At 63.6% G+C, this 20,130-nt stretch carries 16 protein-coding genes, 2 tRNA genes and 2 pseudogenes; 12 read left to right on the top strand and 8 right to left on the bottom strand.

Annotated elements, in window-relative coordinates; genetic code table 11:
- Nucleotides 1–5: 5 nt before the first annotated feature.
- Nucleotides 6–1,145, top strand: coding sequence for an asparaginase (locus LRP30_RS22430; RefSeq protein ID WP_128941802.1), 1,140 nt, complete (start codon nt 6–8; stop codon nt 1,143–1,145).
- Nucleotides 1,146–1,373: 228 nt separating this feature from the next.
- On the opposite strand, the gene glnA is transcribed toward LRP30_RS22430, so the two are convergent.
- Nucleotides 1,374–2,783, bottom strand: a complete 1,410-nt coding sequence (gene glnA, locus LRP30_RS22425; protein WP_128933412.1) for a type I glutamate--ammonia ligase — start codon at nt 2,781–2,783, stop codon at nt 1,374–1,376.
- Nucleotides 2,784–2,934: 151 nt separating this feature from the next.
- Nucleotides 2,935–3,273 (bottom strand): P-II family nitrogen regulator, encoded by a 339-nt coding sequence (locus LRP30_RS22420; RefSeq protein WP_091893396.1) that lies wholly within the window; start codon nt 3,271–3,273, stop codon nt 2,935–2,937.
- A gap of 381 nt (nt 3,274–3,654) precedes the next feature.
- On the opposite strand from LRP30_RS22420, the gene LRP30_RS22415 reads away from it, so the two are divergent.
- From LRP30_RS22415 to LRP30_RS22405, 3 genes are all read left to right on the top strand, one after another.
- The gene (locus LRP30_RS22415) at nt 3,655–5,154 is read left to right on the top strand and encodes an NAD(P)H-hydrate dehydratase (RefSeq protein ID WP_249756360.1); all 1,500 of its coding nucleotides are present in this window, start codon (nt 3,655–3,657) and stop codon (nt 5,152–5,154) included.
- A gap of 25 nt (nt 5,155–5,179) precedes the next feature.
- Nucleotides 5,180–5,602 (top strand): GNAT family N-acetyltransferase, encoded by a 423-nt coding sequence (locus tag LRP30_RS22410; protein ID WP_249761811.1) that lies wholly within the window; start codon nt 5,180–5,182, stop codon nt 5,600–5,602.
- A 223-nt stretch (nt 5,603–5,825) separates the two neighbouring features.
- Nucleotides 5,826–6,113, top strand: a complete 288-nt coding sequence (locus tag LRP30_RS22405; protein ID WP_128956535.1) for an addiction module antidote protein — start codon at nt 5,826–5,828, stop codon at nt 6,111–6,113.
- Between the two features lie 9 nt (nt 6,114–6,122).
- Here the strand turns inward: LRP30_RS22405 and LRP30_RS22400 are convergent, their stop codons facing one another.
- Nucleotides 6,123–7,439, bottom strand: coding sequence for a multicopper oxidase domain-containing protein (locus tag LRP30_RS22400; RefSeq protein ID WP_249756359.1), 1,317 nt, complete (start codon nt 7,437–7,439; stop codon nt 6,123–6,125).
- Between the two features lie 153 nt (nt 7,440–7,592).
- Here LRP30_RS22400 and LRP30_RS22395 point away from each other — a divergent pair.
- The 6 genes from LRP30_RS22395 to LRP30_RS22370 all read left to right on the top strand — a co-directional run bounded on the left by LRP30_RS22395 (nt 7,593) and on the right by LRP30_RS22370 (nt 15,064).
- A tRNA-Leu gene (locus LRP30_RS22395) sits at nt 7,593–7,677 on the top strand.
- Nucleotides 7,678–7,849: 172 nt separating this feature from the next.
- Complete coding sequence (tig, locus tag LRP30_RS22390; RefSeq protein ID WP_128933416.1) at nt 7,850–9,211, top strand: trigger factor; 1,362 nt, start codon at nt 7,850–7,852, stop codon at nt 9,209–9,211.
- Nucleotides 9,212–9,488: 277 nt separating this feature from the next.
- Nucleotides 9,489–10,127 carry an ATP-dependent Clp protease proteolytic subunit gene (locus LRP30_RS22385; protein ID WP_128941796.1) on the top strand — a complete coding sequence of 213 codons (639 nt, stop codon included), beginning with the start codon at nt 9,489–9,491 and terminating at the stop codon, nt 10,125–10,127.
- Nucleotides 10,128–10,574: 447 nt separating this feature from the next.
- Entirely contained in the window at nt 10,575–11,846 is a 1,272-nt protein-coding gene (gene clpX / locus LRP30_RS22380) for an ATP-dependent Clp protease ATP-binding subunit ClpX (protein WP_008547851.1), read from the top strand.
- 323 nt (nt 11,847–12,169) lie between these two features.
- Entirely contained in the window at nt 12,170–14,593 is a 2,424-nt protein-coding gene (gene lon / locus LRP30_RS22375) for an endopeptidase La (protein WP_128933419.1), read from the top strand.
- Between the two features lie 66 nt (nt 14,594–14,659).
- Nucleotides 14,660–15,064 (top strand): GFA family protein, encoded by a 405-nt coding sequence (locus LRP30_RS22370; RefSeq protein WP_128956526.1) that lies wholly within the window; start codon nt 14,660–14,662, stop codon nt 15,062–15,064.
- A gap of 141 nt (nt 15,065–15,205) precedes the next feature.
- On the opposite strand, the gene LRP30_RS22365 is transcribed toward LRP30_RS22370, so the two are convergent.
- From LRP30_RS22365 to LRP30_RS22355, 3 genes and pseudogenes are all read right to left on the bottom strand, one after another.
- Nucleotides 15,206–15,282 (bottom strand) — tRNA-Val (locus LRP30_RS22365).
- Between the two features lie 238 nt (nt 15,283–15,520).
- Nucleotides 15,521–15,877: a hypothetical protein gene (locus LRP30_RS22360; RefSeq protein WP_249756358.1), complete on the bottom strand. Its 357-nt coding sequence runs from the start codon at nt 15,875–15,877 to the stop codon at nt 15,521–15,523.
- Between the two features lie 231 nt (nt 15,878–16,108).
- Nucleotides 16,109–16,474 (bottom strand): annotated as a pseudogene (locus LRP30_RS22355) (caspase family protein); the annotation flags it as partial.
- Between the two features lie 2 nt (nt 16,475–16,476).
- Here LRP30_RS22355 and LRP30_RS22350 point away from each other — a divergent pair.
- Nucleotides 16,477–16,665: pseudogene (locus LRP30_RS22350) on the top strand (caspase family protein); the annotation flags it as partial.
- 224 nt (nt 16,666–16,889) lie between these two features.
- Here LRP30_RS22350 and LRP30_RS22345 read toward each other — a convergent pair.
- The gene (locus LRP30_RS22345) at nt 16,890–17,981 is read right to left on the bottom strand and encodes an acyltransferase (RefSeq protein WP_249756357.1); all 1,092 of its coding nucleotides are present in this window, start codon (nt 17,979–17,981) and stop codon (nt 16,890–16,892) included.
- Nucleotides 17,982–18,150: 169 nt separating this feature from the next.
- On the opposite strand from LRP30_RS22345, the gene LRP30_RS22340 reads away from it, so the two are divergent.
- Nucleotides 18,151–19,011, top strand: coding sequence for a methyltransferase domain-containing protein (locus LRP30_RS22340; protein ID WP_249756356.1), 861 nt, complete (start codon nt 18,151–18,153; stop codon nt 19,009–19,011).
- A 124-nt stretch (nt 19,012–19,135) separates the two neighbouring features.
- Here the strand turns inward: LRP30_RS22340 and LRP30_RS22335 are convergent, their stop codons facing one another.
- Entirely contained in the window at nt 19,136–20,128 is a 993-nt protein-coding gene (locus LRP30_RS22335; protein WP_249756355.1) for a cation diffusion facilitator family transporter, read from the bottom strand.
- Nucleotides 20,129–20,130: the final 2 nt, after the last annotated feature.

Here is a 20,130-nt window from a genome sequence, read left to right as displayed (position 1 = left end):
ATTCGATGACCAAGCACGCCGTCAGCCCACCAAGCCGCCGCCAACGTCGGACATTCATGCTTGCCGTTCCGCTGGTCGCCTTCGCACTTTGTTCGTGGCCGATCGGCGGAGCGGCGCATGCCGCAGAGCCCGGTAAGGACACCCTTGCCGCCAATCTGCCCCGCATTCTCGTGCTGGCGACGGGCGGCACCATCGCGGGCCAGGCCGACCCGCGCGCGACCGGTGCGTACAAATCCGGCCAGATCACGGGCGAGCAGCTGATGCAGTCAGTGCCGGGCCTGGACAAGCTGGCGAAGCTGAACGCCGAGCAGATTTCGTCGATCGGATCCCAGGACATGAACGACAAGGTCTGGTTTGCGCTGGCCCGCCGCATCCAGGAGGCCTTCGACAAGAATGAAGCCGACGGCGTCGTCATCACCCATGGCACCGATACGCTGGAGGAGACCGCGTTCTTTCTCGACAACGTGGTGCGCGGCGACAAGCCCGTGGTGATCGTCGGCTCGATGCGGCCGGCCACGGCGGTGAGCGCGGACGGCCCCGGCAATCTCTACGAGGCGGTGCAGGTGGCCGCCGATCCGCGCTCGCGCGGGCGGGGCGTCATGGCCGTGCTGAACGACAAGATTCAGGGCGCCCGCTCGGTCACCAAGACCAACACCACGAGCATCGAGACGTTCAATACGTCCAATGACGGGCCGATCGGTTATGTCGACACCGCCGGCGGCATCCGCTTCATGACCCAGGCTGCCGGCTTCAAGCGCGCGACCTATCAGCTGCCGGCAGGCGAGCAATTGCCGCGCGTCGCGATCGTCTACTCGCACGCCAATATGGATGCCGTTCCGATCGAGGACGCCATCTCGCACGGCGCCAAGGGCATCGTGCTCGCCGGCGTCGGCGACGGCAATACGTCCAAGCCCGCCCTCGAAGCGCTCGAAGCGGCGGCGAAGAAGGGCATCATCGTGGTGCGCTCCACGCGGGTTCGATCCGGCTTCGTGACGCGAAACGTCGAGGTCGACGACGACAAGAACGGATTCGTCGTGTCCGAGGACCTCAATCCCCAGAAGGCGCGCGTTCTTACCCAATTGCTGATCGCGAGCGGTGTGACGGCGCCGGCTGAGCTGCAGCGGGCGTTCACGGCAACGTGGTAGCGGCTGGCTCGTATCTTGTAGGGTGGGTTAGCTTAGCGGGTTGCGCAAAGCGCAAATCGCTAGGCGTAACCCACCAACTTCGTTCTGCATTTGCTGAAGCATGGTGGTTACGCCAGCGGACTGCGCTTCGCGCAGCCGCCAGCTAACCCACCCTACAGACCCAACGGCCCAAACGAAAAGGCGCTCCTTTCGGAGCGCCTTTTGCTTGTCGTATTCTGTTCGAGCCGATCAGCCCGAATAGTACATGTCGAACTCGATCGGATGCGGGGTCATCTCGAAGCGCTCGACTTCGGTCATCTTCAGCTCGATATAGGCGTCGATGAAATCGTCGTCGAACACGCCGCCGGCCTTGAGGAAGGCGCGGTCCTTGTCGAGATTCTCGAGGGCTTCACGCAAGCTGCCGCACACCGTCGGGATCTGCTTCAGCTCTTCCTTCGGCAAGTCGTAGAGATCCTTGTCCATCGCCGGGCCCGGATCGATCTTGTTCTTGATGCCGTCGAGACCGGCCATCAGCATCGCAGCGAAGCCGAGATAGGGGTTGGCGAGCGGATCGGGAAAGCGCACCTCGACACGCTTGGCCTTCGGCGAAGCGGTGTAGGGGATGCGGCAGGAGGCCGAGCGGTTGCGCGCGGAGTAGGCGAGCAGCACGGGGGCCTCATAGCCCGGGACCAGGCGCTTGTAGGAGTTGGTCGAGGGATTGGTGAAGGCGTTGATCGCCTTGGCGTGCTTGATGATGCCGCCGATGTAGTGGAGGCAGGTCTCCGACAGGTCGGCGTATTTGTTGCCGGCGAACACCGGCTTGCCTTCCTTCCAGATCGACTGGTGCACGTGCATGCCCGAACCGTTGTCGCCGTAGACCGGCTTCGGCATGAAGGTGGCGGTCTTGCCGTAGATGTGCGCAACCTGGTGGATGCAGTACTTGTAGATCTGGAGGTGGTCGGCCATCAGCGTCAGCGTGTCGAACTTCATGCCGAGCTCGTGCTGGGCGGAGGCGACCTCGTGGTGATGCTTCTCGACCTTGACGCCCATCTTGGCCATGGCCCCGAGCATCTCCGAGCGCATGTCCTGCACGGAGTCCTGCGGCGGAACCGGGAAGTAGCCGCCCTTGGTGCGGACGCGGTGGCCGAGATTGCCGCCTTCATATTCGGTGTCGGAGTTGGTCGGCAGCTCCGAGGAGTCGAGGCGGAAACCGGTGTTGTAGGGGGTCGAGGAGAAGCGCACGTCGTCGAACACGAAGAACTCGGCCTCAGGTCCGACGAAGACGGTGTCGCCCACGCCCATCGACTTCACCATCGCCTCGGCCTTCTTGGCGATGCCGCGGGGGTCGCGGTTGTAGGGCTCGCCGGTGGTCGGCTCGAGCACGTCGCAGGTGATGACCATCGTGGTCTCGGCGAAGAACGGATCGATCGTCGCAGTCACCGGATCGGGCATCAGGCACATATCGGACTCGTTGATCGCCTTCCAGCCGGCGATCGAGGAGCCGTCGAACATCGTCCCTTCGGCGAAAATGTCCTCATCGATCATGCTGACGTCGAACGTCACATGTTGCCACTTGCCGCGCGGATCGGTGAAGCGCAGGTCGACGTACTTGACGTCGTTGTCCTTGATCGATTTCAGGACGTCTTTGGCGGTCTTCATGCATACCCCTTTTGGCTCTGCGGGTCGGTTTCCAGATGAGCAAGATTATTCTCGCTTGGGCGAGTTTGGCGCGACCGCACAAACGAAATCAGGCCGCCGAAGCAGCCTTATTTCCTGTCAGAGTGTCGCAAAACGCGGGATAGCACCCGGCTCAGATAGCGTCCAGCCCGGATTCGCCGGTTCGGATGCGGATCGCCTCTTCGACGTTGGAGACGAAGATCTTGCCGTCCCCGATGCGCCCGGTCTGCGCGGCGCGGCGGATCGCCTCGATGGCGCGCTCGACCAGATCGTCGCCGATCACGATCTCGATCTTCACCTTGGGCAGGAAGTCGACGATGTATTCTGCGCCGCGGTAGAGTTCGGCGTGACCCTTCTGCCGGCCAAAGCCCTTGGCCTCGGTGACGGTGATGCCCTGAAGGCCGACTTCCTGAAGCGCTTCCTTCACCTCGTCGAGCTTGAATGGCTTGATGATGGCTTCGATTTTCTTCACTGCGCGCCTCCCGGCCTCTCGATCAAATAGCAACGTCTTCGTCAGGATGCGCTTTGTCACGCACGATCTTGTCTTCGCTATGCCGGGATGCCTGACCAGCCCGGCAACGACGGCCGGCCACACCCTGATGAATGCCAGTGAGCACGACAAACCGAAGCGGCTTCCTCGAAAGCAGGGTCTATGCCAAGTTGCAAATGCCCTGATTATTGGAGCGTTATCAGCCTTTTAACGAGCACAATCTGATAGGTGGCGCCGACCGGCCCAAAATACCGAAGACTACGAAATAGGCAAACGGTTCAATATGTGTGCAGATCATTGTTCCGTGGGATGGGTCGGCACGGAACGTGCCCGTTGAACGGGCGTTTGGACCAGGGAAGTGGCATGGAAGTTCTGACCAACGCTGAAATGCAGCGCGCCGATCAGCTCAGTATCGCGGCAGGCACGCCCGGCTTCAAGCTGATGCTCAGCGCCGGCCAGGCGGTCGCCGAGGCGGCCAATGCGCTGGTCGAGGAGGGGCCGATCCTGATCGTCGCCGGCCCGGGCAACAATGGCGGCGACGGTTTTGTCGCAGCCGCCGAGCTCGCCGCCCAGGGCCGCGAGGTCTCGGTGATTCTGATGTGCGAGCGCGACCAGCTCCAGGGTGACGCCGCTTCCGCCGCACGCGGCTGGAAGCACCCGGTGCTCCCGTTCAATCCGCAGGCGATCGGAAGGCCGGCGCTGATCATCGATGCCCTGTTCGGCGCGGGCCTCAGCCGTCCCGTCGACGCCGAGGCGCGCGCCATGATCGAGGCGATCAACGCCAACGGCGCCTTGGTGCTGGCCGTCGACCTGCCGAGCGGCATCAACGGAACCAGCGCCGCCGTGATGGGCGCGGCCGTGAATGCCACCGAGACCGTGACCTTCTTCCGCAAGAAGCCGGCGCATCTGTTGCTGCCCGGCCGCATGCATTGCGGCCGCGTGCGCGTCGCCGACATCGGCATCGACGCGAGCGTACTGGACGAGATCGCCCCGCAGCTCTTCGAGAACGATCCGGATTTCTGGGGCGCCGCCTTTCCCGTGCCGCGCATCGACGGCCACAAATTCGCGCGAGGCCATGTGCTGGCCGTCTCCGGTGACGCGGCCGCGACCGGCGCTGCGCGGCTCGCCGCGCGCGGGGCGCTGCGGGCCGGCGCGGGCCTCGTGACGCTGGCGACCCCGCGCGATGCGCTCGCGATCAATGCGGGCGCGCTGACTGCGGTGATGGTTCGCCCGGTCGACACCGCAATCGAGTTCGGCGAGATCCTCGGCGACAAGCGCTATAACACCTGCATGATCGGCCCCGGCGCGGGCATTGGCGAGCGCACCTGCGATCTCGTTCATACCGCGCTGACGGCGCAGCGGCATCTGGTGCTGGACGCGGACGCGCTGACGAGCTTTGCCGCAAAGCCCGAGCGGCTGTTCGAATCGATCAAGTCCTCGCAGGACAATGCGGTGGTGCTGACCCCGCACGAGGGCGAGTTTCCGCGGCTGTTCTCGGATCTCAGCAACAAGCATCCCGGCCGGTCCAAGCTCGAGCGCGTGCGCGCCGCCGCCGAGCGCTGCGGCGCTGTCGTGCTGCTGAAGGGACCGGACACGACGGTCGCGGCCCCTGACGGCCGCGCCACCATCGCCGCCAACGCGCCGCCCTGGCTCGCTACCGCCGGTGCCGGCGACGTGCTCTCGGGCATCATCGCTGGCCTCCTGGCGCAAGGCGTGCCGGCCTTTGAGGCCGCCAGCATCGGCGTCTGGATGCACGGCGAGGCAGGAAGCGAAGCGGGGCCGGGGCTGATCGCGGAAGACCTCACCGAGACGCTGCCGGCCGTGCACCGGCGCGTCTATGATGCGCTCGGGGTGGAGTACTAGTGCTGCGGCAGTCGCGCTCGTGGACATGGATGCGGCCGCCCAGGTCCATCGGATTGCGTTCGACCAGGCGATGCCGTGGCTCGCCGGGTTGCACAGGCCGGACGAGGACCGCTGGTTCTACCGCGAGCGTGTTTTTCCGACCTGCCGCGTGTGGGGACGCTTCGACGACGCAGTGCTCAGCGGGATCATTGCGTTCCGTAAGGGCTGGATCGAGCAGCTCTACGTGCTTCCGGTTGCCCAAGGCCGTGGTGTCGGTACCGAACTCCTCGACGTTGCCAAAGAGGCCTGCGATCGCCTCGAGCTCTGGACCTCCCAGCGCAACGCGCCGGCGCGGCGCTTCTATGAGGCGCGGGACTTCGCGCTAGTCGAGCAGACCGAAGGAGCGCGGAACGAGGAACGGGAGCCCGACGCTCGGTACCTCTGGACGCGCAGGCTTGACCCACGATAATAGTAGTTTATAAACTACAGTGGTCGAGCTCAAGCAGACTGAGACGTTTCGGAAGTGGCGATCGCGTCTGCGGGATGAGCGAGCCAGAGCGTTGATTGCGTCGCGACTGGATCGGTTGGCTCAAGGGCAGGCAGGCGATGTCGGGCCGGTGGGCGGCGACAAGAGCACGCAGGCCAAAGACATTTCGGCGGCCAAGGCCTTGCCGAGATCTGGAGCGAATGAGTTGGGCGAGAAGCTGACGACTTACGATCCGGCCGAAGAGCTTCAGTCCGACGAAGCCATTGCCGTGTTCATGGAAGAGGCGTTCAAGACTGAGGACGCCGCCTACATCGCGCACGCGCTTGGCGTCGTTGCCCGTGCCAAGGGGATGACGCAGATCGCCAAGGAGACCGGTCTTTCTCGCGAGCAGCTTTATCGCTCGTTCAGCACCAACGGCAATCCGACGCTCAAAACGACGATCGCGGTGATGAAGGCCCTCGGAATCGAACTGACGGCCAAACCGCACGCTTAGCCGGAGCGCTCACTCCACCGCGTACCAGCGCACCAGCCGCGGGGCCGCCCAGTCAGTCAGAACCGATTCGATCAGCCATCGTCCGGGTGAGGTTGCGGCGAATGCGATGCGCTGGGTCTGGCCGGGCTCGATCGCGAGCGTATCAAGCCAGTAGGGCTTCCAGCCGTCGTCGAGCTTGTCGAGCAGGCGGAAATGGTGGCCGTGCAGGTGGAACACGGTCGTGATGGGGGCTGGGTTCTTCAGGGCCAGCACGATCGTGCGGCCGGCCTTGGCGCGGAAGGTCGGGGCGGAGGCGGTGGAGAAATTTGCCGGCCGGGTCCAGCCGGCGTCGGCTGCGCCGAGCGCGACATCGAACCGCAGGGCGCCTCTCAGATCGAGCTGATCGGGCAGGTCATTGGAAGGGAGCGGCTGTGGCGGCACTGGCGGCGCGCGCCGCTCCAGCCTGCCTATGACCGAGAGGCTGCCGACCTGGCGGGCCTCCTTACCGTCATGCAGCAGGAATGGGGCCGACGTGGCCGCGTCTACAAAGACATCGGCCCGCGCGCCCGGGGCCAGCACCAGCGCCCCGCTGCGCGCCGAAAACGGCTCGGCCGGTTGTCCGTCCAGGGCCATCACGCGGACTTCGTGGCTTTCCAATTTGATCGCCAGAACAGTACGTTGGGAGCCATTGATAAAGCGCAGCCGCAGCCGCTCATTGGCCGCGGCTGAGAGTTCGAATGAAGTCTGTCCGTTGATCGTATAGAGCGGCGTCGTGTCCTTGGGATCGCGCCCCGGGGGAAGCGCGGTCCCATCCGGCCGCACGCGCCATTCCTCGATCAGCAAAACCTCGTCACGATCGACAGCGACCCGATCTGTCTCCTCGGCGATGATCGGAAGCGGGCGCGCGGGTTGCTTCAGGCCGTCCTCGAAGAGGCGGAAGTCGGCCAGCAGGGTTCCTGCATTAGATATTGAAATAATTGATGTTTCAGTCGCGTCCGGGGCCGTCGGCGCGCGCCCCCGGAGCGGGTCGGAAGTGGCCGGGCCGGTCAGGCCGTACCAGACTGGTGCAAGCGGCACAGGCAGCTCGTTCCGGAACACCACCTCGCAGCGGTTGCCGCGCTTGAGACGGACGTTTCCCAAGTGGCTTACGGCGGCCAGCTCCCAGATTGGTGTCCGCGGCTGACCCGGCTTCAAGGCCAACGTGGCCGGTCGTGCCTGGAGCGCGAGCTGGGCGGTCACGAGCGGGCCTGCGCCACCGCCGAGCAGCCCGGCCGCCGAGGCGCCAAGTCCAGTCAAAAGTCCGGCCAAAACCTCACGTCGGCTCGGGTCAAAAATCCGCGTTGTCATGGCCGATCCGGACCACGCCGCGCTGGATAAGTCCAGCCGTCGTGCCTACTTGAAGCTTGCCTCCAACCGGCCATTTTTTTGCTGCGAACAGTCAGGCACATGCTATAAGCCCGGCCGCCCGCGGCATCGCGGCCGGTCTTGATGCAAATTCACGCGGGCGTGGCGGAACTGGTAGACGCGCTGGATTTAGGTTCCAGTGACGAAAGTTGTGGGGGTTCGAGTCCCTCCGCCCGCACCAAGCGCTTTCAGCGTTTGCACGGATTACGAGACCCGCTTCCGCGCGGATGTTGTCCGCTTGGAGCCGGTCCAATGAACCACCGGCGTTGAGGCGTTTGCCTCGCGTCGGATCGATTAATGACAGCGTCCCGACGCATGCGCGCCGGGACCGAACGAGAAGAAGATTGGACGCCATGCAGGTCACAGAGACCCTCTCGGAAGGTTTGAAGCACGAGTTCAAGATCAGCGTCCCTGCGTCAGATCTCGACGCCAAGGCCGATGCCAAGCTCGTCGATCTCAAGGACAAGGTCCGTCTCAACGGCTTCCGTCCCGGCAAGGTGCCGGTCGGTCACCTGAAGAAGGTCTATGGCCGCTCGGTGATGGCCGAGACCATCGACCAGACCATCCGCGACACCAACACGCAGCTGTTCTCCGAGCGCGGCTTCCGCCTCGCGACCGAGCCGAAGATCACCATGCCGACCGAGCAGGCCGAGGTCGAGGAGCTGCTGAGCGGCAAGACCGATCTGACCTACACGGTCGCGATCGAGGTGGTGCCGGCCATTGCGCTCGCCGACTTCAAGACCTTCGAGGTCGAGAAGCCCGTCGTCGACGTCACCGAATCCGACGTCGACGAGGCGATCAAGCGCATCGCCGATTCCAACCGCACCTTTGCCGCCAAAGGCGAGGGCGCCAAGGCCGCCTCCGGCGATCGTGTCACCATCAACTTCAAGGGCACCATCAACGGCGAAGCCTTCGAGGGCGGCACCGGCGAGGGCATCCAGGTCCTGATCGGGTCCAACACCTTCATCCCGGGCTTCGAGGAGCAGCTGACGGGCATCGGCGCCAACGAGTCGCGCACGCTGAAAGTGTCGTTCCCGAAGAACTACATGAACGACAAGCTTGCCGGCCAGCCGGCCGAGTTCGAGACCACCGCGACCTTGATCGAGGCGCCGCAGGATCTCGCGATCGACGACGAGTTCGCCAAGACGCTCGGCCTCGAATCGCTCGACAAGCTCAAGGAAGCCGCGCGCGAGCGGCTGGCCGCCGAATTCGCGACCGCGACGCGTCAGCGCGTCAAGCGCGCGCTGCTTGATCGCCTCGACGAAGCGCATCGCTTCGATGCGCCGCCCTCGCTGGTCGACGAGGAGTTCAATCTGATGTGGAACTCGGTCAAGGCCGAGATGGCTTCGGCCGGCAAGACCTTTGCCGACGAGAACACCACTGAAGACGCCGCCAAGGAAGAGTACCGCAAGATCGCCGACCGCCGCGTGCGCCTCGGCCTCGTGCTCTCCGAGATCGGCGAGAAGAACAAGATCACCGTGACCGACGACGAGGTCGGCCGCGCCGTGATCGAGCGGGCGCGCCAGATGCCCGGCCGTGAGAAGGAAGTGTGGGACTATTACCGCAACAACGCCCAGGCGCTGGCCCAGCTTCGTGCACCGATCTATGAGGACAAGGTCGTCGACTTCATCCTCGAACTCGCCAAGGTGACCGAGAAGAAGGTCTCGCGCGAGGAGCTCTACAAGGATGACGAGGCGGAAAAGAGCGCTGCCTGAAGGCGTTGAGAAAGCCTTCCATTAAGGATGATCAGCGAAGGGGCTCAGCTAGCCAGATGGCCGGCTGGGCCTCTTTGCGCGAATCAGCTTCAACTGCCCGACGGGTTAAGCCTTAATGCGCTCCGCACTTGTCAGGCGCGAATTGGGCTATATCTGTCGGTACACCCTGTACTCAATGTTCTACCTCTGCCAAGTTCCTGCATCACAGGACGTCCATCCGCCTTCCGGCAAATCCAGCCAAACTGGCGATGTCCGTCTCCGAAACCCTAGGTGACTCATGCGCGATCCGGTTGAAACCTACATGAACCTCGTGCCCATGGTGGTCGAGCAGACCAACCGTGGCGAGCGCGCCTACGACATTTTCTCGCGCCTGTTGAAGGAGCGCATCATCTTCGTGACCGGTCCGGTCGAGGACGGCATGTCGACGCTGATCGTCGCGCAGCTGTTGTTCCTTGAGGCGGAAAATCCGAAGAAGGAAATCTCGATGTACATCAACTCGCCGGGCGGCGTGGTGACGTCGGGCCTTGCCATCTACGACACCATGCAGTTTATCCGTCCGCCGGTCTCGACGCTGTGCACGGGGCAGGCGGCCTCGATGGGCTCGCTGCTGCTTGCCGCCGGCGAGAAGGACATGCGCTTCTCGCTGCCGAACGCGCGCATCATGGTGCACCAGCCCTCCGGCGGCTTCCAGGGCCAAGCCACCGACATCATGCTGCACGCTCAGGAAATCCTGAACCTGAAGAAGCGGCTCAACGAGATCTACGTGAAGCACACCGGCCAGACCTACAAGTCGATCGAGGACGCGCTGGAACGCGACAAGTTCCTGACTGCGAACGACGCCAAGGAGTTCGGTCTGGTCGACAAGGTCATTGACAAGCGCGCCGAGGAGCCGACGCCGGCGAAAACGCCATTGTAGCACTACCGGGGCGTTACGGCGATCCCTCGGGATCGCCGCGTAGCGTCAGGGCGGTGTTCACGTTAAGGGCGCGTGCGCGCGCCGCACAACGCGGTTTTGCGCCCTGCGACAGGCGGAAAGTTCCGCTTTCGTGCTTGTTTTTCGTGGCAATCCAGCAACGCCGGGGTGATTTCGATCACTTCGCTCGTGCCAAGACCGGAAATCACGGTATTGTCACGGGTAGCCGGCGAGCCCCGATTAGCGAATTCTTGATAGTCGGGTGACAGCATGGTTGGCTACGATTGATCGGCTATGATCGCGGAGAATCGAGCGACCGTGATTCGCACGGGATGTAACGCGTAGGGTCTTTTTTGGTACGGAATTTGCTCTACTTAAGCTTCATGCCGGCCATCGTGTCGGAGTGGAGCGATCGAGCGGAACGGGATCGAACCGCGGACGGAGACATGAATGAGTAAGGTCGGCACGAGCGACTCCAAGAACACGCTATATTGCTCGTTCTGCGGCAAGAGCCAGCACGAAGTCCGCAAACTGATCGCGGGTCCCACGGTCTTCATCTGCGACGAGTGCGTTGAGCTCTGCATGGACATCATCCGCGAGGAGAACAAATCCTCGCTGGTTAAGTCGCGCGACGGCATTCCGACGCCGAAGGAAATCTGCAAGGTGCTGGACGACTACGTGATCGGCCAGAGCCATGCGAAGAAGGTCCTGTCGGTCGCGGTGCACAACCACTACAAGCGCCTCAACCACCAGACCAAGCACAACGACGTCGAGCTCGCGAAGTCGAACATCCTGCTGATCGGTCCGACCGGTTCGGGCAAGACGCTGCTCGCGCAGACGCTCGCCCGCATCCTGGACGTGCCGTTCACGATGGCCGACGCGACGACGCTGACCGAAGCCGGCTATGTCGGCGAGGACGTCGAGAATATCATCCTGAAGCTGCTTCAGGCCGCCGACTACAATGTCGAGCGCGCCCAGCGCGGCATCGTCTACATCGACGAAATCGACAAGATCAGCCGCAAGTCCGACAATCCGTCGATCACACGCGACGTGTCGGGTGAGGGCGTGCAGCAGGCGCTGCTCAAGATCATGGAAGGCACGGTGGCTTCGGTCCCGCCGCAGGGCGGCCGCAAGCATCCGCAGCAGGAGTTCCTGCAGGTGGATACCACCAACATCCTGTTCATCTGCGGCGGCGCCTTCGCCGGCCTCGAGAAGATCATCTCGGCGCGCGGACGGTCGACCTCGATCGGCTTCGGTGCCCAGGTGCTCGCGCCGGAGGACCGCCGTACCGGCGAGATCTTCCGTCACGTCGAGCCTGAGGACCTCCTGAAGTACGGCCTCATTCCCGAGTTCGTCGGTCGTCTGCCGGTCGTGGCGACGCTCGAGGACCTGGACGAGACGTCGCTGAAGAAGATCCTCACCGAGCCGAAGAACGCGCTGGTGAAACAGTACCAGCGGTTGTTCGAGATGGAGAACATCGAGCTGACCTTCGCTGACGAGGCGCTTGGCGCGGTCGCCCGCAAGGCGATCGAGCGCAAGACCGGCGCGCGCGGCCTGCGCTCGATCCTCGAGGCGATCCTGCTCGAGACCATGTTCGACTTGCCGGGCCTGGAAGGTGTGGAAGAGGTCGTGATTTCGCGAGAAGTCGTGGAAGGCACGGCGCGTCCGCTCTACATCTACGCCGATCGGTCCGATCGCGCCGTCGAGAATGCCAGCGCCTGATTTTTTCGGCGCTGGAACGCTCCAATTGTCTGATCAAGGAGGGCTGCGGAAATGTATCTCCGCAGCCGGTGTTGCGTCGCTTACCTGCGTGCGTAAGCGCCTGATGGCGCGCGTTTTTCGATGACTTGACACCCCCCGGGTCGATAGCCACCTAATGTCGGCGGGCGAGCGAAAATTCTCTTCAAGATTCGCCTCAGTTCCGATCCGGCAAGCCGGTCCAACTCGCAAAAGGACCGACCGGTTCTGCGGATCACCTCGGCACCTCGTGGCGGTTGCGCATGCAGCGGGCTGCGTGCGAGGGGGCAAAGCAAAAGGAAAAGGCCATGACTAATCCCAAACCCCGGCCAACCATCGTTCATGGCGCAACGCACGCTTATCCCGTGCTGCCGCTGCGCGATATCGTCGTCTTCCCGCACATGATCGTGCCGCTCTTCGTCGGCCGCGAGAAATCGATCCGCGCGCTCGAAGAGGTGATGAAGAACGATGCGCTGATCATGCTGGCGACGCAGAAGAACGCGTCCGACGATGATCCGGCGCCCGATGCGATTTACGAGACCGGCACGCTTGCCAGCGTGCTCCAGCTCCTGAAGCTTCCCGACGGCACCGTGAAGGTGCTGGTCGAAGGGCTCGAGCGTGCGCGCGTGCAGAAATACACCGATCGCGCCGACTATTACGAAGCGACCGCCGTCGCGCTCGCCGACACCGACGCGAAGTCGGTCGAGGCCGAGGCGCTGGCGCGCTCGGTCGTGTCCGACTTCGAGAGCTATGTGAAGCTCAACAAGAAGATCTCGGCCGAGGTCGTCGGCGTCGTGCAGGCGATCACTGATTTCGCCAAGCTCGCCGACACGGTCGCCTCGCATCTCGCGGTCAAGATCGCGGACCGCCAGGGTATCCTGGAAACGCTGTCCGTCACCACGCGCCTGGAGAAGGTGCTGGGCCTGATGGAGAGCGAGATCTCGGTGCTCCAGGTCGAGAAGCGCATCCGCTCGCGCGTCAAGCGCCAGATGGAGAAGACCCAGCGCGAGTATTATCTCAACGAGCAGATGAAGGCGATCCAGAAGGAGCTCGGCGACGACGATGGTCGCGACGAGCTCGCCGATCTCGAAGAGAAGATCTCCAAAACCAAGCTCTCCAAGGAAGCGCGCGAGAAGGCGCAGCACGAATTGAAGAAGCTGCGCCAGATGTCGCCGATGTCCGCGGAAGCGACCGTCGTGCGCAACTATCTGGATTGGCTGCTGTCGATCCCGTGGAACAAGAAGTCCAAGGTCAAGAAGGACCTGGAAGCGGCGCAAGCCATCCTGGACTCTGATCATTACGGGCTCGAGAAGGTCAAGGAACGTATCGTCGAGTATCTCGCGGTGCAGTCGCGCGCCAACAAGCTGACGGGTCCGATCCTGTGCCTCGTCGGGCCTCCCGGCGTCGGCAAGACCTCGCTCGGCAAGTCGATCGCGAAGGCGACGGGGCGCGAATTCGTGCGCGTCTCGCTCGGCGGCGTGCGCGACGAGGCCGAGATCCGCGGTCACCGCCGCACCTATATCGGCTCGATGCCCGGCAAGATCATCCAGTCGATGCGCAAGGCGAAGTCGTCCAATCCGCTGTTCCTCTTGGACGAGATCGACAAGATGGGCGCCGATTTCCGCGGCGATCCGTCCTCGGCGCTGCTCGAGGTTCTCGATCCCGAGCAGAACGCGACCTTCAACGACCACTATCTCGAGGTCGACTACGATCTGTCCAACGTGATGTTCATCACGACCGCGAATACGCTCAATATTCCGGGGCCGTTGATGGACCGCATGGAGATCATCCGGATCGCGGGCTACACCGAGAACGAGAAGGTCGAGATCTCGCGCAAGCATCTGATCCCGAACGCGGTGTCCAAGCACGGCCTGGACTCCAAGGAGTTCTCGATCGACGACGACGCGCTGCTGCTTTTGATCCGCCGCTACACTCGCGAAGCGGGCGTGCGCAATCTGGAGCGTGAGCTCTCCACACTCGCCCGCAAGGCGGTGAAGGAGCTGATGATCTCCAAGAAGAAGTCGGTCAAGGTTACCGAGAAGACTCTGGAAGAGCTGCTCGGCGTTCCGAAATACCGCTTCGGCGAGATCGAGAGCGAGCCGCAGGTCGGCATCGTCACCGGCCTTGCCTGGACCGATGTCGGCGGCGAGCTGCTGACCATCGAAGGCGTCATGATGCCCGGCAAGGGCAAGATGACGGTCACGGGCAATCTCCGCGACGTCATGAAGGAGTCGATCTCGGCGGCGGCGTCCTACGTCCGCTCGCGTGCGATCAACTACGGCGTCGAGCCGCCGCTGTTCGACAAGCGCGACATCCACGTGCACGTGCCGGAGGGCGCGACGCCGAAGGACGGTCCGTCCGCTGGCGTCGCCATGGCCACCGCGATCATCTCGGTCATGACCGGCATTCCGGTCCGCCACGATGTCGCGATGACCGGCGAGATCACGCTACGCGGCCGCGTGCTGCCGATCGGTGGTCTGAAGGAGAAGCTGCTGGCAGCTGCCCGCGGCGGCATCAAGACGGTGCTGATCCCCGAGGACAACGCCAAGGATCTCACGGAGATTTCCGATGCGATCAAGGGCGGCATGGAGATCATCCCGGTCTCGCGCCTCGACGACGTCGTCGCCAAGGCGCTGGTGAAGAAGCCGGTGCCGATCGTCTGGGAAGAAGACACCAAGGTGACGGTGAAGCCGGATGGGGATGAGGCCGCCGGCGGCCTGACCGCTCACTAAGGCTCAGCGAAAGATGATAAGACGGCGCCCTCGGGCGCCGTTTTTGTTTTTGAAGGGACGAGGGCGATGCAGATCGATGGGCAATGCCATTGCGGGAAGATCACCTTCGAGGCCGACATCGACCCCGAGGAGGTCTCGGTCTGCCACTGCACCGACTGCCAGACGCTGACCGGCTCGCCGTTCCGGGTGACGGCCGTCTGTTCCGGAGCGGACGTCCGCCTGACCGGCGGCACGCCAAAGATCTACGGCAAGCGGGGCGAGAACGGCCGCATGCGCTTCCAGCATTTCTGCGCCGATTGTGGTTCCCCGCTGTTCACGAGCGGCGAGGGCGATGACGCCGACGATTGGGGCATCCGCTGGGGCAGCATCCGCCAGCGCAACGCTCTTAGGCCGGTCCGGCAGATCTGGTGCCAGTCGGCGGTGGTCTGGATCGATGCGGTGCCGCTGCTGCCGGGAAGGCCGAAGGATTGAGGTTGGCTTGCCGAGCCGTAGTTCGCGTCTGAGGGCCCGCCTTCGCCCGATGGGCTTCGGCGCGGCAGCCTTCGCTCACTTCGCGCTCATGACCTGCTGTGCTGGCCTGCCGAGCCGTAGCTCGCGAAGCGAGCGAAAGGCTGGTGGGCGGTCACGGATTCGAACCGCGGACCCTCTCGGTGTAAACGAGATGCTCTAACCAGCTGAGCTAACCGCCCAAGTGCGCCTTCAAGTGCGCCTCTTTAGCGCCCCGGCGGGTGCCGAAGCAAGAGCCGAGCGCGCCGCGAACTGGCTCCAATTTGCGGCCTGGTCCGGGTTTTCATGCTGGACAGGAGCAGCCCTGCAGCAGGCCCGCCGCAGGGCAACCCTCTTTCGTAGCGCGGATCTCGTCGTCCGGCCGAGGAGGCGGCGATCGTGCTCGCGGCCGCCGGGCGGCGTCTCAACTCCCGTCCGATATCAGGCGGTCTTGGTGAACATCGTCAGGACTCCGTCGGCGATGTTGATCGCGACGACTTGGGACGAGCTCAAGCCCTTGGCCTTGAGCACGGAGGCTGCCTCCGGTGTAGCGTCGATGGACTGCCGAAGCGACTGGATGTCTTTATCGCTTGTCTGCGCCACGAGTTCATCGACTTTCGCGCGCACCGCCGGCTGCAATTCCTTGACGTCCACGACCTGTATGCTCCGGATCACCGTGCTCGACTGAGTGGACGGCTGTTCCGCGCCGGGTTGCGACGATGCGCCCTGTGCCTGCACCAGAGTAGGTGTTCCGAGCGAGAGAGCTGCAACGATGACGGATGCCGTGAAGCTGCGCATGGTCTTGCCTTTCCAGTTTGAGGAACGGCGACGCTATCGAGGAAATCTGGTTGGCATCTGATTCCGATGTGGCCGTTCGGTGAAACCAATGCGGCCGCAATGCGCACAGAGGGTCCGCGGTTCGAATCCGTGACCGCCCACCAGTCTGCGCTCGCAGGTCGAGCGAGGCAGCGTCGTTCTCGTTGGGGCTAGCTTCAAGTTAAGCAGTACTGCTGGACGGTTACACCGCTGTCAGTTGCAAACTTCGACGTCGCCAGGTCCACTGCCGTAGCCACGTACCCCGGCTCTATTTGCCTCGAGCCTGCAGCCCGATCGAATTGGACGGCAACCGGCTGCATTGCAAATTATCTGTCCTGACGATTTGGCTTGCGGAGATGGTGGCGCAGCCTCCGTTTGTTTCCGCTCGCTATCCCGCCCTTTCGAATTATCGCGCGTCGCTATCGGCTTCTTCTCCTGCACCTTCTCGCACTCGTTCTCGTCATTGACGGGATAGCCCGCGCGGCAGGCGCTCTTCACGCAGGCGTCGCCGTCGGCCTTGAAGCCGTGATCGCAAACCAGCGGGCAGACGCGGCCCGGCTTGGCCTTGATCGCGTCCAGCGGTCGCCGCCGTCGCCCCGACTTCGTCGCAGCCGAGCCTGTCGCCGCAGGAAATGACGAAGCTGGTGCAGTCAGAACTCCGCCGCGTCTTCGGCGGACGGCGACTGGAACGCTTCGTCACAGCGCTCGCTGACGCTGTTCAACAAGTACGCCGGCACGAAGCTCGACGCCAGCTGGCGAGCTTCGATGCGCATTGCAGTCCCAAATCGCAATGTGATCAGAATAGTCGGAGCATGCCACCAAGGCAAAGCCTCCTATGTGACCAATGTCACAGGAGCCTCCGTCGAGGTGGGCCATATCAAGCCGCTAGCGACAACGGAGGGTTGGCCGATGCGTACTCTGCTGGATCTCATCTATCGAGATTGCTGCCGCGCCTGCCTGCGCGAAAGCCGACGCTATCGGACTGGCAAGGACGCTATCGGATTGGCAAGTCCTGGGGCATGACGTCGCCGGCGTTGGCAGCGGCGGAGGATTTGACTGCCGCGGGCTGCCATTGGCGAAGCCAGGCGAGCGGGTGGGTCAGGAAGGCCGTCAGCGGCTTGATCGTGGGGCGCTCGACAAGTGCGTAGACCAGCCAGGCTATGCCGATAAGGAAGCCCGGCAGCACGACGGCGCGAATGAGCAGGGCCGGCTTCGAGACAAGACCAATCTGGGCCCATTGCAGGATCATGGTCCCGATGTCCTGATGCAGCAGGTAGAGCGGATAGCTGATGACCCCGATGAATGCCAAGGGAACAGCTAGCGCGCGGAGCGATCGTAGCAGGATATGGTCATACCGCGCGGCAAGATAGGCCGCGGCGGTGCCGGACCACAGCAGCAGCGACCGGTACATCTCGATCGCCATCGAGGGCTGTTTGACGTTGAAATTCAGATGATAGAGTTCGAGCGAGAACGCGACGACGATTCCCATGATCGCCTCCCTGCTGCGCCCCCTGACGAGGGCCGCCACGCTCATGCCGGCAATGAAGAACGGGAAGAAATCGTTGGACGTGGCATAGTCCGTGCTGGTGGTCAGGGTCCGGAAGATGGTCACCACGCAGAGCAATGCCAACAGGCGTTGCTTGAGCCCCAGCCCCATCATCATGAAGCAGAAGAGGTAGAACTGAAACTCGATCTGCAATGACCAATAGGCGCCGTCGGGCAGATGATAGTCGACGTGAAGGACGTTGAGCGTCGGAAGAGCGATGAGCGTATAGGCGTAGTCGAACCAGCTCACCCCACGGCCCGCTTCGACCAGCTCGGGCATGAGATTCTTGAACAGCGTCGTCAGCAGGCCACAAACAATCAACGCCGGCAGCAGGCGGCCGAGCCTCTTGGCATAGAAGTGCCACGCCGATTGCGACGTCTCAGCGCTGAACGCGATGCAATAGCCGCTGATGATGAAGAACAGCAGGACACCGAACGTGCCCCGGCTGAAAGCCTGACCCGGGACGAAATGATAGAGCAGCACCCAGATGATCGAGATGGCGCGCAGGCAATCGATGCCGACTGATCGTTCCGACTTCAAGGGGTGTTCTCCTGTTCCCTGAGTTAGCGCAGGGCCGCTTGGCTGTGTCAACTTGGCTTGGCACATCAGCCTCGGCCGCCGCGTTGAAATCGGCCTTGCAGCAGGGAAGGACATGTGGATAAGCGTCTTGGGCCGGGCGCGGACGTTCGGCACTGTCGCGGAGAGGGTGATGGAACAGTCAAGCGGACACGAGCTCAACGCCGACCAGATCGCCTATTGGAACGGCCCAAGCGGACAGCGCTGGGCTGATCGTCATGCGGCGCAGGAGACGCTGCTCGGGCCAATCGCGGACGTGCTGATCGATCGCGCCAAGCCGAAGCCGGGCGAGCGCGTGATCGACGTCGGCTGCGGCTCGGGTGCAACGACGGTCGCGTTCGCGAAGGCGGTGGCGCCTGGTGGCTTTGCGCTCGGCCTCGACGTGTCCGATCCAATGCTGTCGCAGGCGCGCGCGTTGGCGCCGAAGGGGCTGCCGCTCGATTTCGTGCTGGCGGATGCGACCGTTCATCCGTTCGAGCCGGCGAGCTTTGATCTGCTCGCCTCGCGCTTTGGCGTGATGTTCTTCGCCGATCCCATCGCGTCCTTCACCAATCTCCGCCGTGCGCTGAAGCCGTCCGGGCGGCTTGCCTTCGCCTGCTGGCGCGAGCCGAAGGAAAATCCGTGGATGATGGCGCCGCTGATGGCGGTCTACAAGCACGTGCCGAAAATGCCGCCGGTCGGACCGGAGGAGCCGGGCCCGTTCGCCTTTGCCTCAGAAGAGCGCGTGATGCGCATCCTGAAGGGTGCCGGCTTCGTGGACGCGGCGATGCAGCCGCATAATCTTGCGATGGACATCGCGATCGGCGGTGGCCTCGATGCCGCCGTCGACGGTGCGCTCCAGATCGGCCCCGCCAGCCGCGCGCTGCAAGGGCATCCGCCGGAGACCTATGACGCAGCCAAGGCTTCGATCCGCGACATGCTCGCCCCGTTCCTGAAGGGGCAGTCGGTGACGTTGCAGGGCGCGATCTGGATCGTGACGGCGAAGGCGACGTAGACGCGCTGCTTCCCCATCGTCATTGCGAGCGCAGCGAAGCAATCCAGGCTGTCTCAGCAGAGACAGTCTGGATTGCTTCGTCGCAAGTGCTCCTCGCAATGACGGTGTGGATGGCCTGTGAATTCTACACCACATCATCCGGCGCAAGCGCGCAGCCATTGTCGGGATGCGTCTCGACCTGAAGCGTGGTGTGGCCGATGCGGAATGAGGTCTTGAGCAGCTGCGCGGTCTCCATCAGGAATGCGTCGCCGGCCCCAGTGGGCATCACGAGATGGCAGGTGAGCGCCGTCTCGGTGGTCGAGATCGGCCAGACGTGGAGATCGTGGATCCCGGAGACACCCGGTCGCGCCAGCAGGAATGTCCTGATCGCGGCAAGGTCGGTGCCCTTGGGTGCGGCTGCCATCGACATGTCGATGGAGCCGCGCAACAGGCTGGTCGTGCTCCAGAGGATGGTGGCGCAGATGACGAGGCTGGTTAAGGGATCGAGCCAGAGCCAACCGGTCCAGATGATCAGCGCCGCCGAGACCACCACGCCGAGCGAGACCGCGGCATCGGCGGCCATGTGCAAGTACGCGCCTTCGATGTTGATGTCGTCCTTGCGCCCGCGCGCGAACAGCATGGCGGTGAAGCCGTTGATGAGGATGCCGATGCCGGCCACCACCATCACCGTGACGCCGGCGACCGGCTCCGGCGCGCGCAGGCGCAAAATCGCCTCCCAACCAATGGCACCGGTTGCGACCAGCAGGAACACCGCATTCGCCAGCGCGGCAAGAATCGTGGAGGCGCGCAGGCCGTAGGTGAAGCGGCCGCTCGGCGCGCGCCTTGTCGCGATCGACGCGCCCCAGGCCACGACCAGGCCGAGCACGTCGGACAGGTTATGGCCGGCATCGGCGAGCAAGGCAGTGGAGTTGCCGATATAGCCATAGACCGCCTCGGCCACCACCAGCGCGGTGTTGAGCGAAATGCCGATCGCGAACGCCTTGCCAAAGCTGGCGGGCGCATGGACATGCGCGTGCCCGTGGCTGTGGCCATGAGCATGGCCGTGGTCGTGACCATGATCATGCGAATGGCCGCCATGATCATGGTGGTGATGTCCGTGATGGTCGTGGCCGGCCACCT

This window comes from Bradyrhizobium sp. C-145 (genome assembly GCF_023375135.1).
Taxonomy (GTDB): Bacteria; Pseudomonadota; Alphaproteobacteria; order Rhizobiales; family Xanthobacteraceae; genus Bradyrhizobium; species Bradyrhizobium zhanjiangense.
This window is presented reverse-complemented; position numbering and strand designations above follow the sequence as displayed.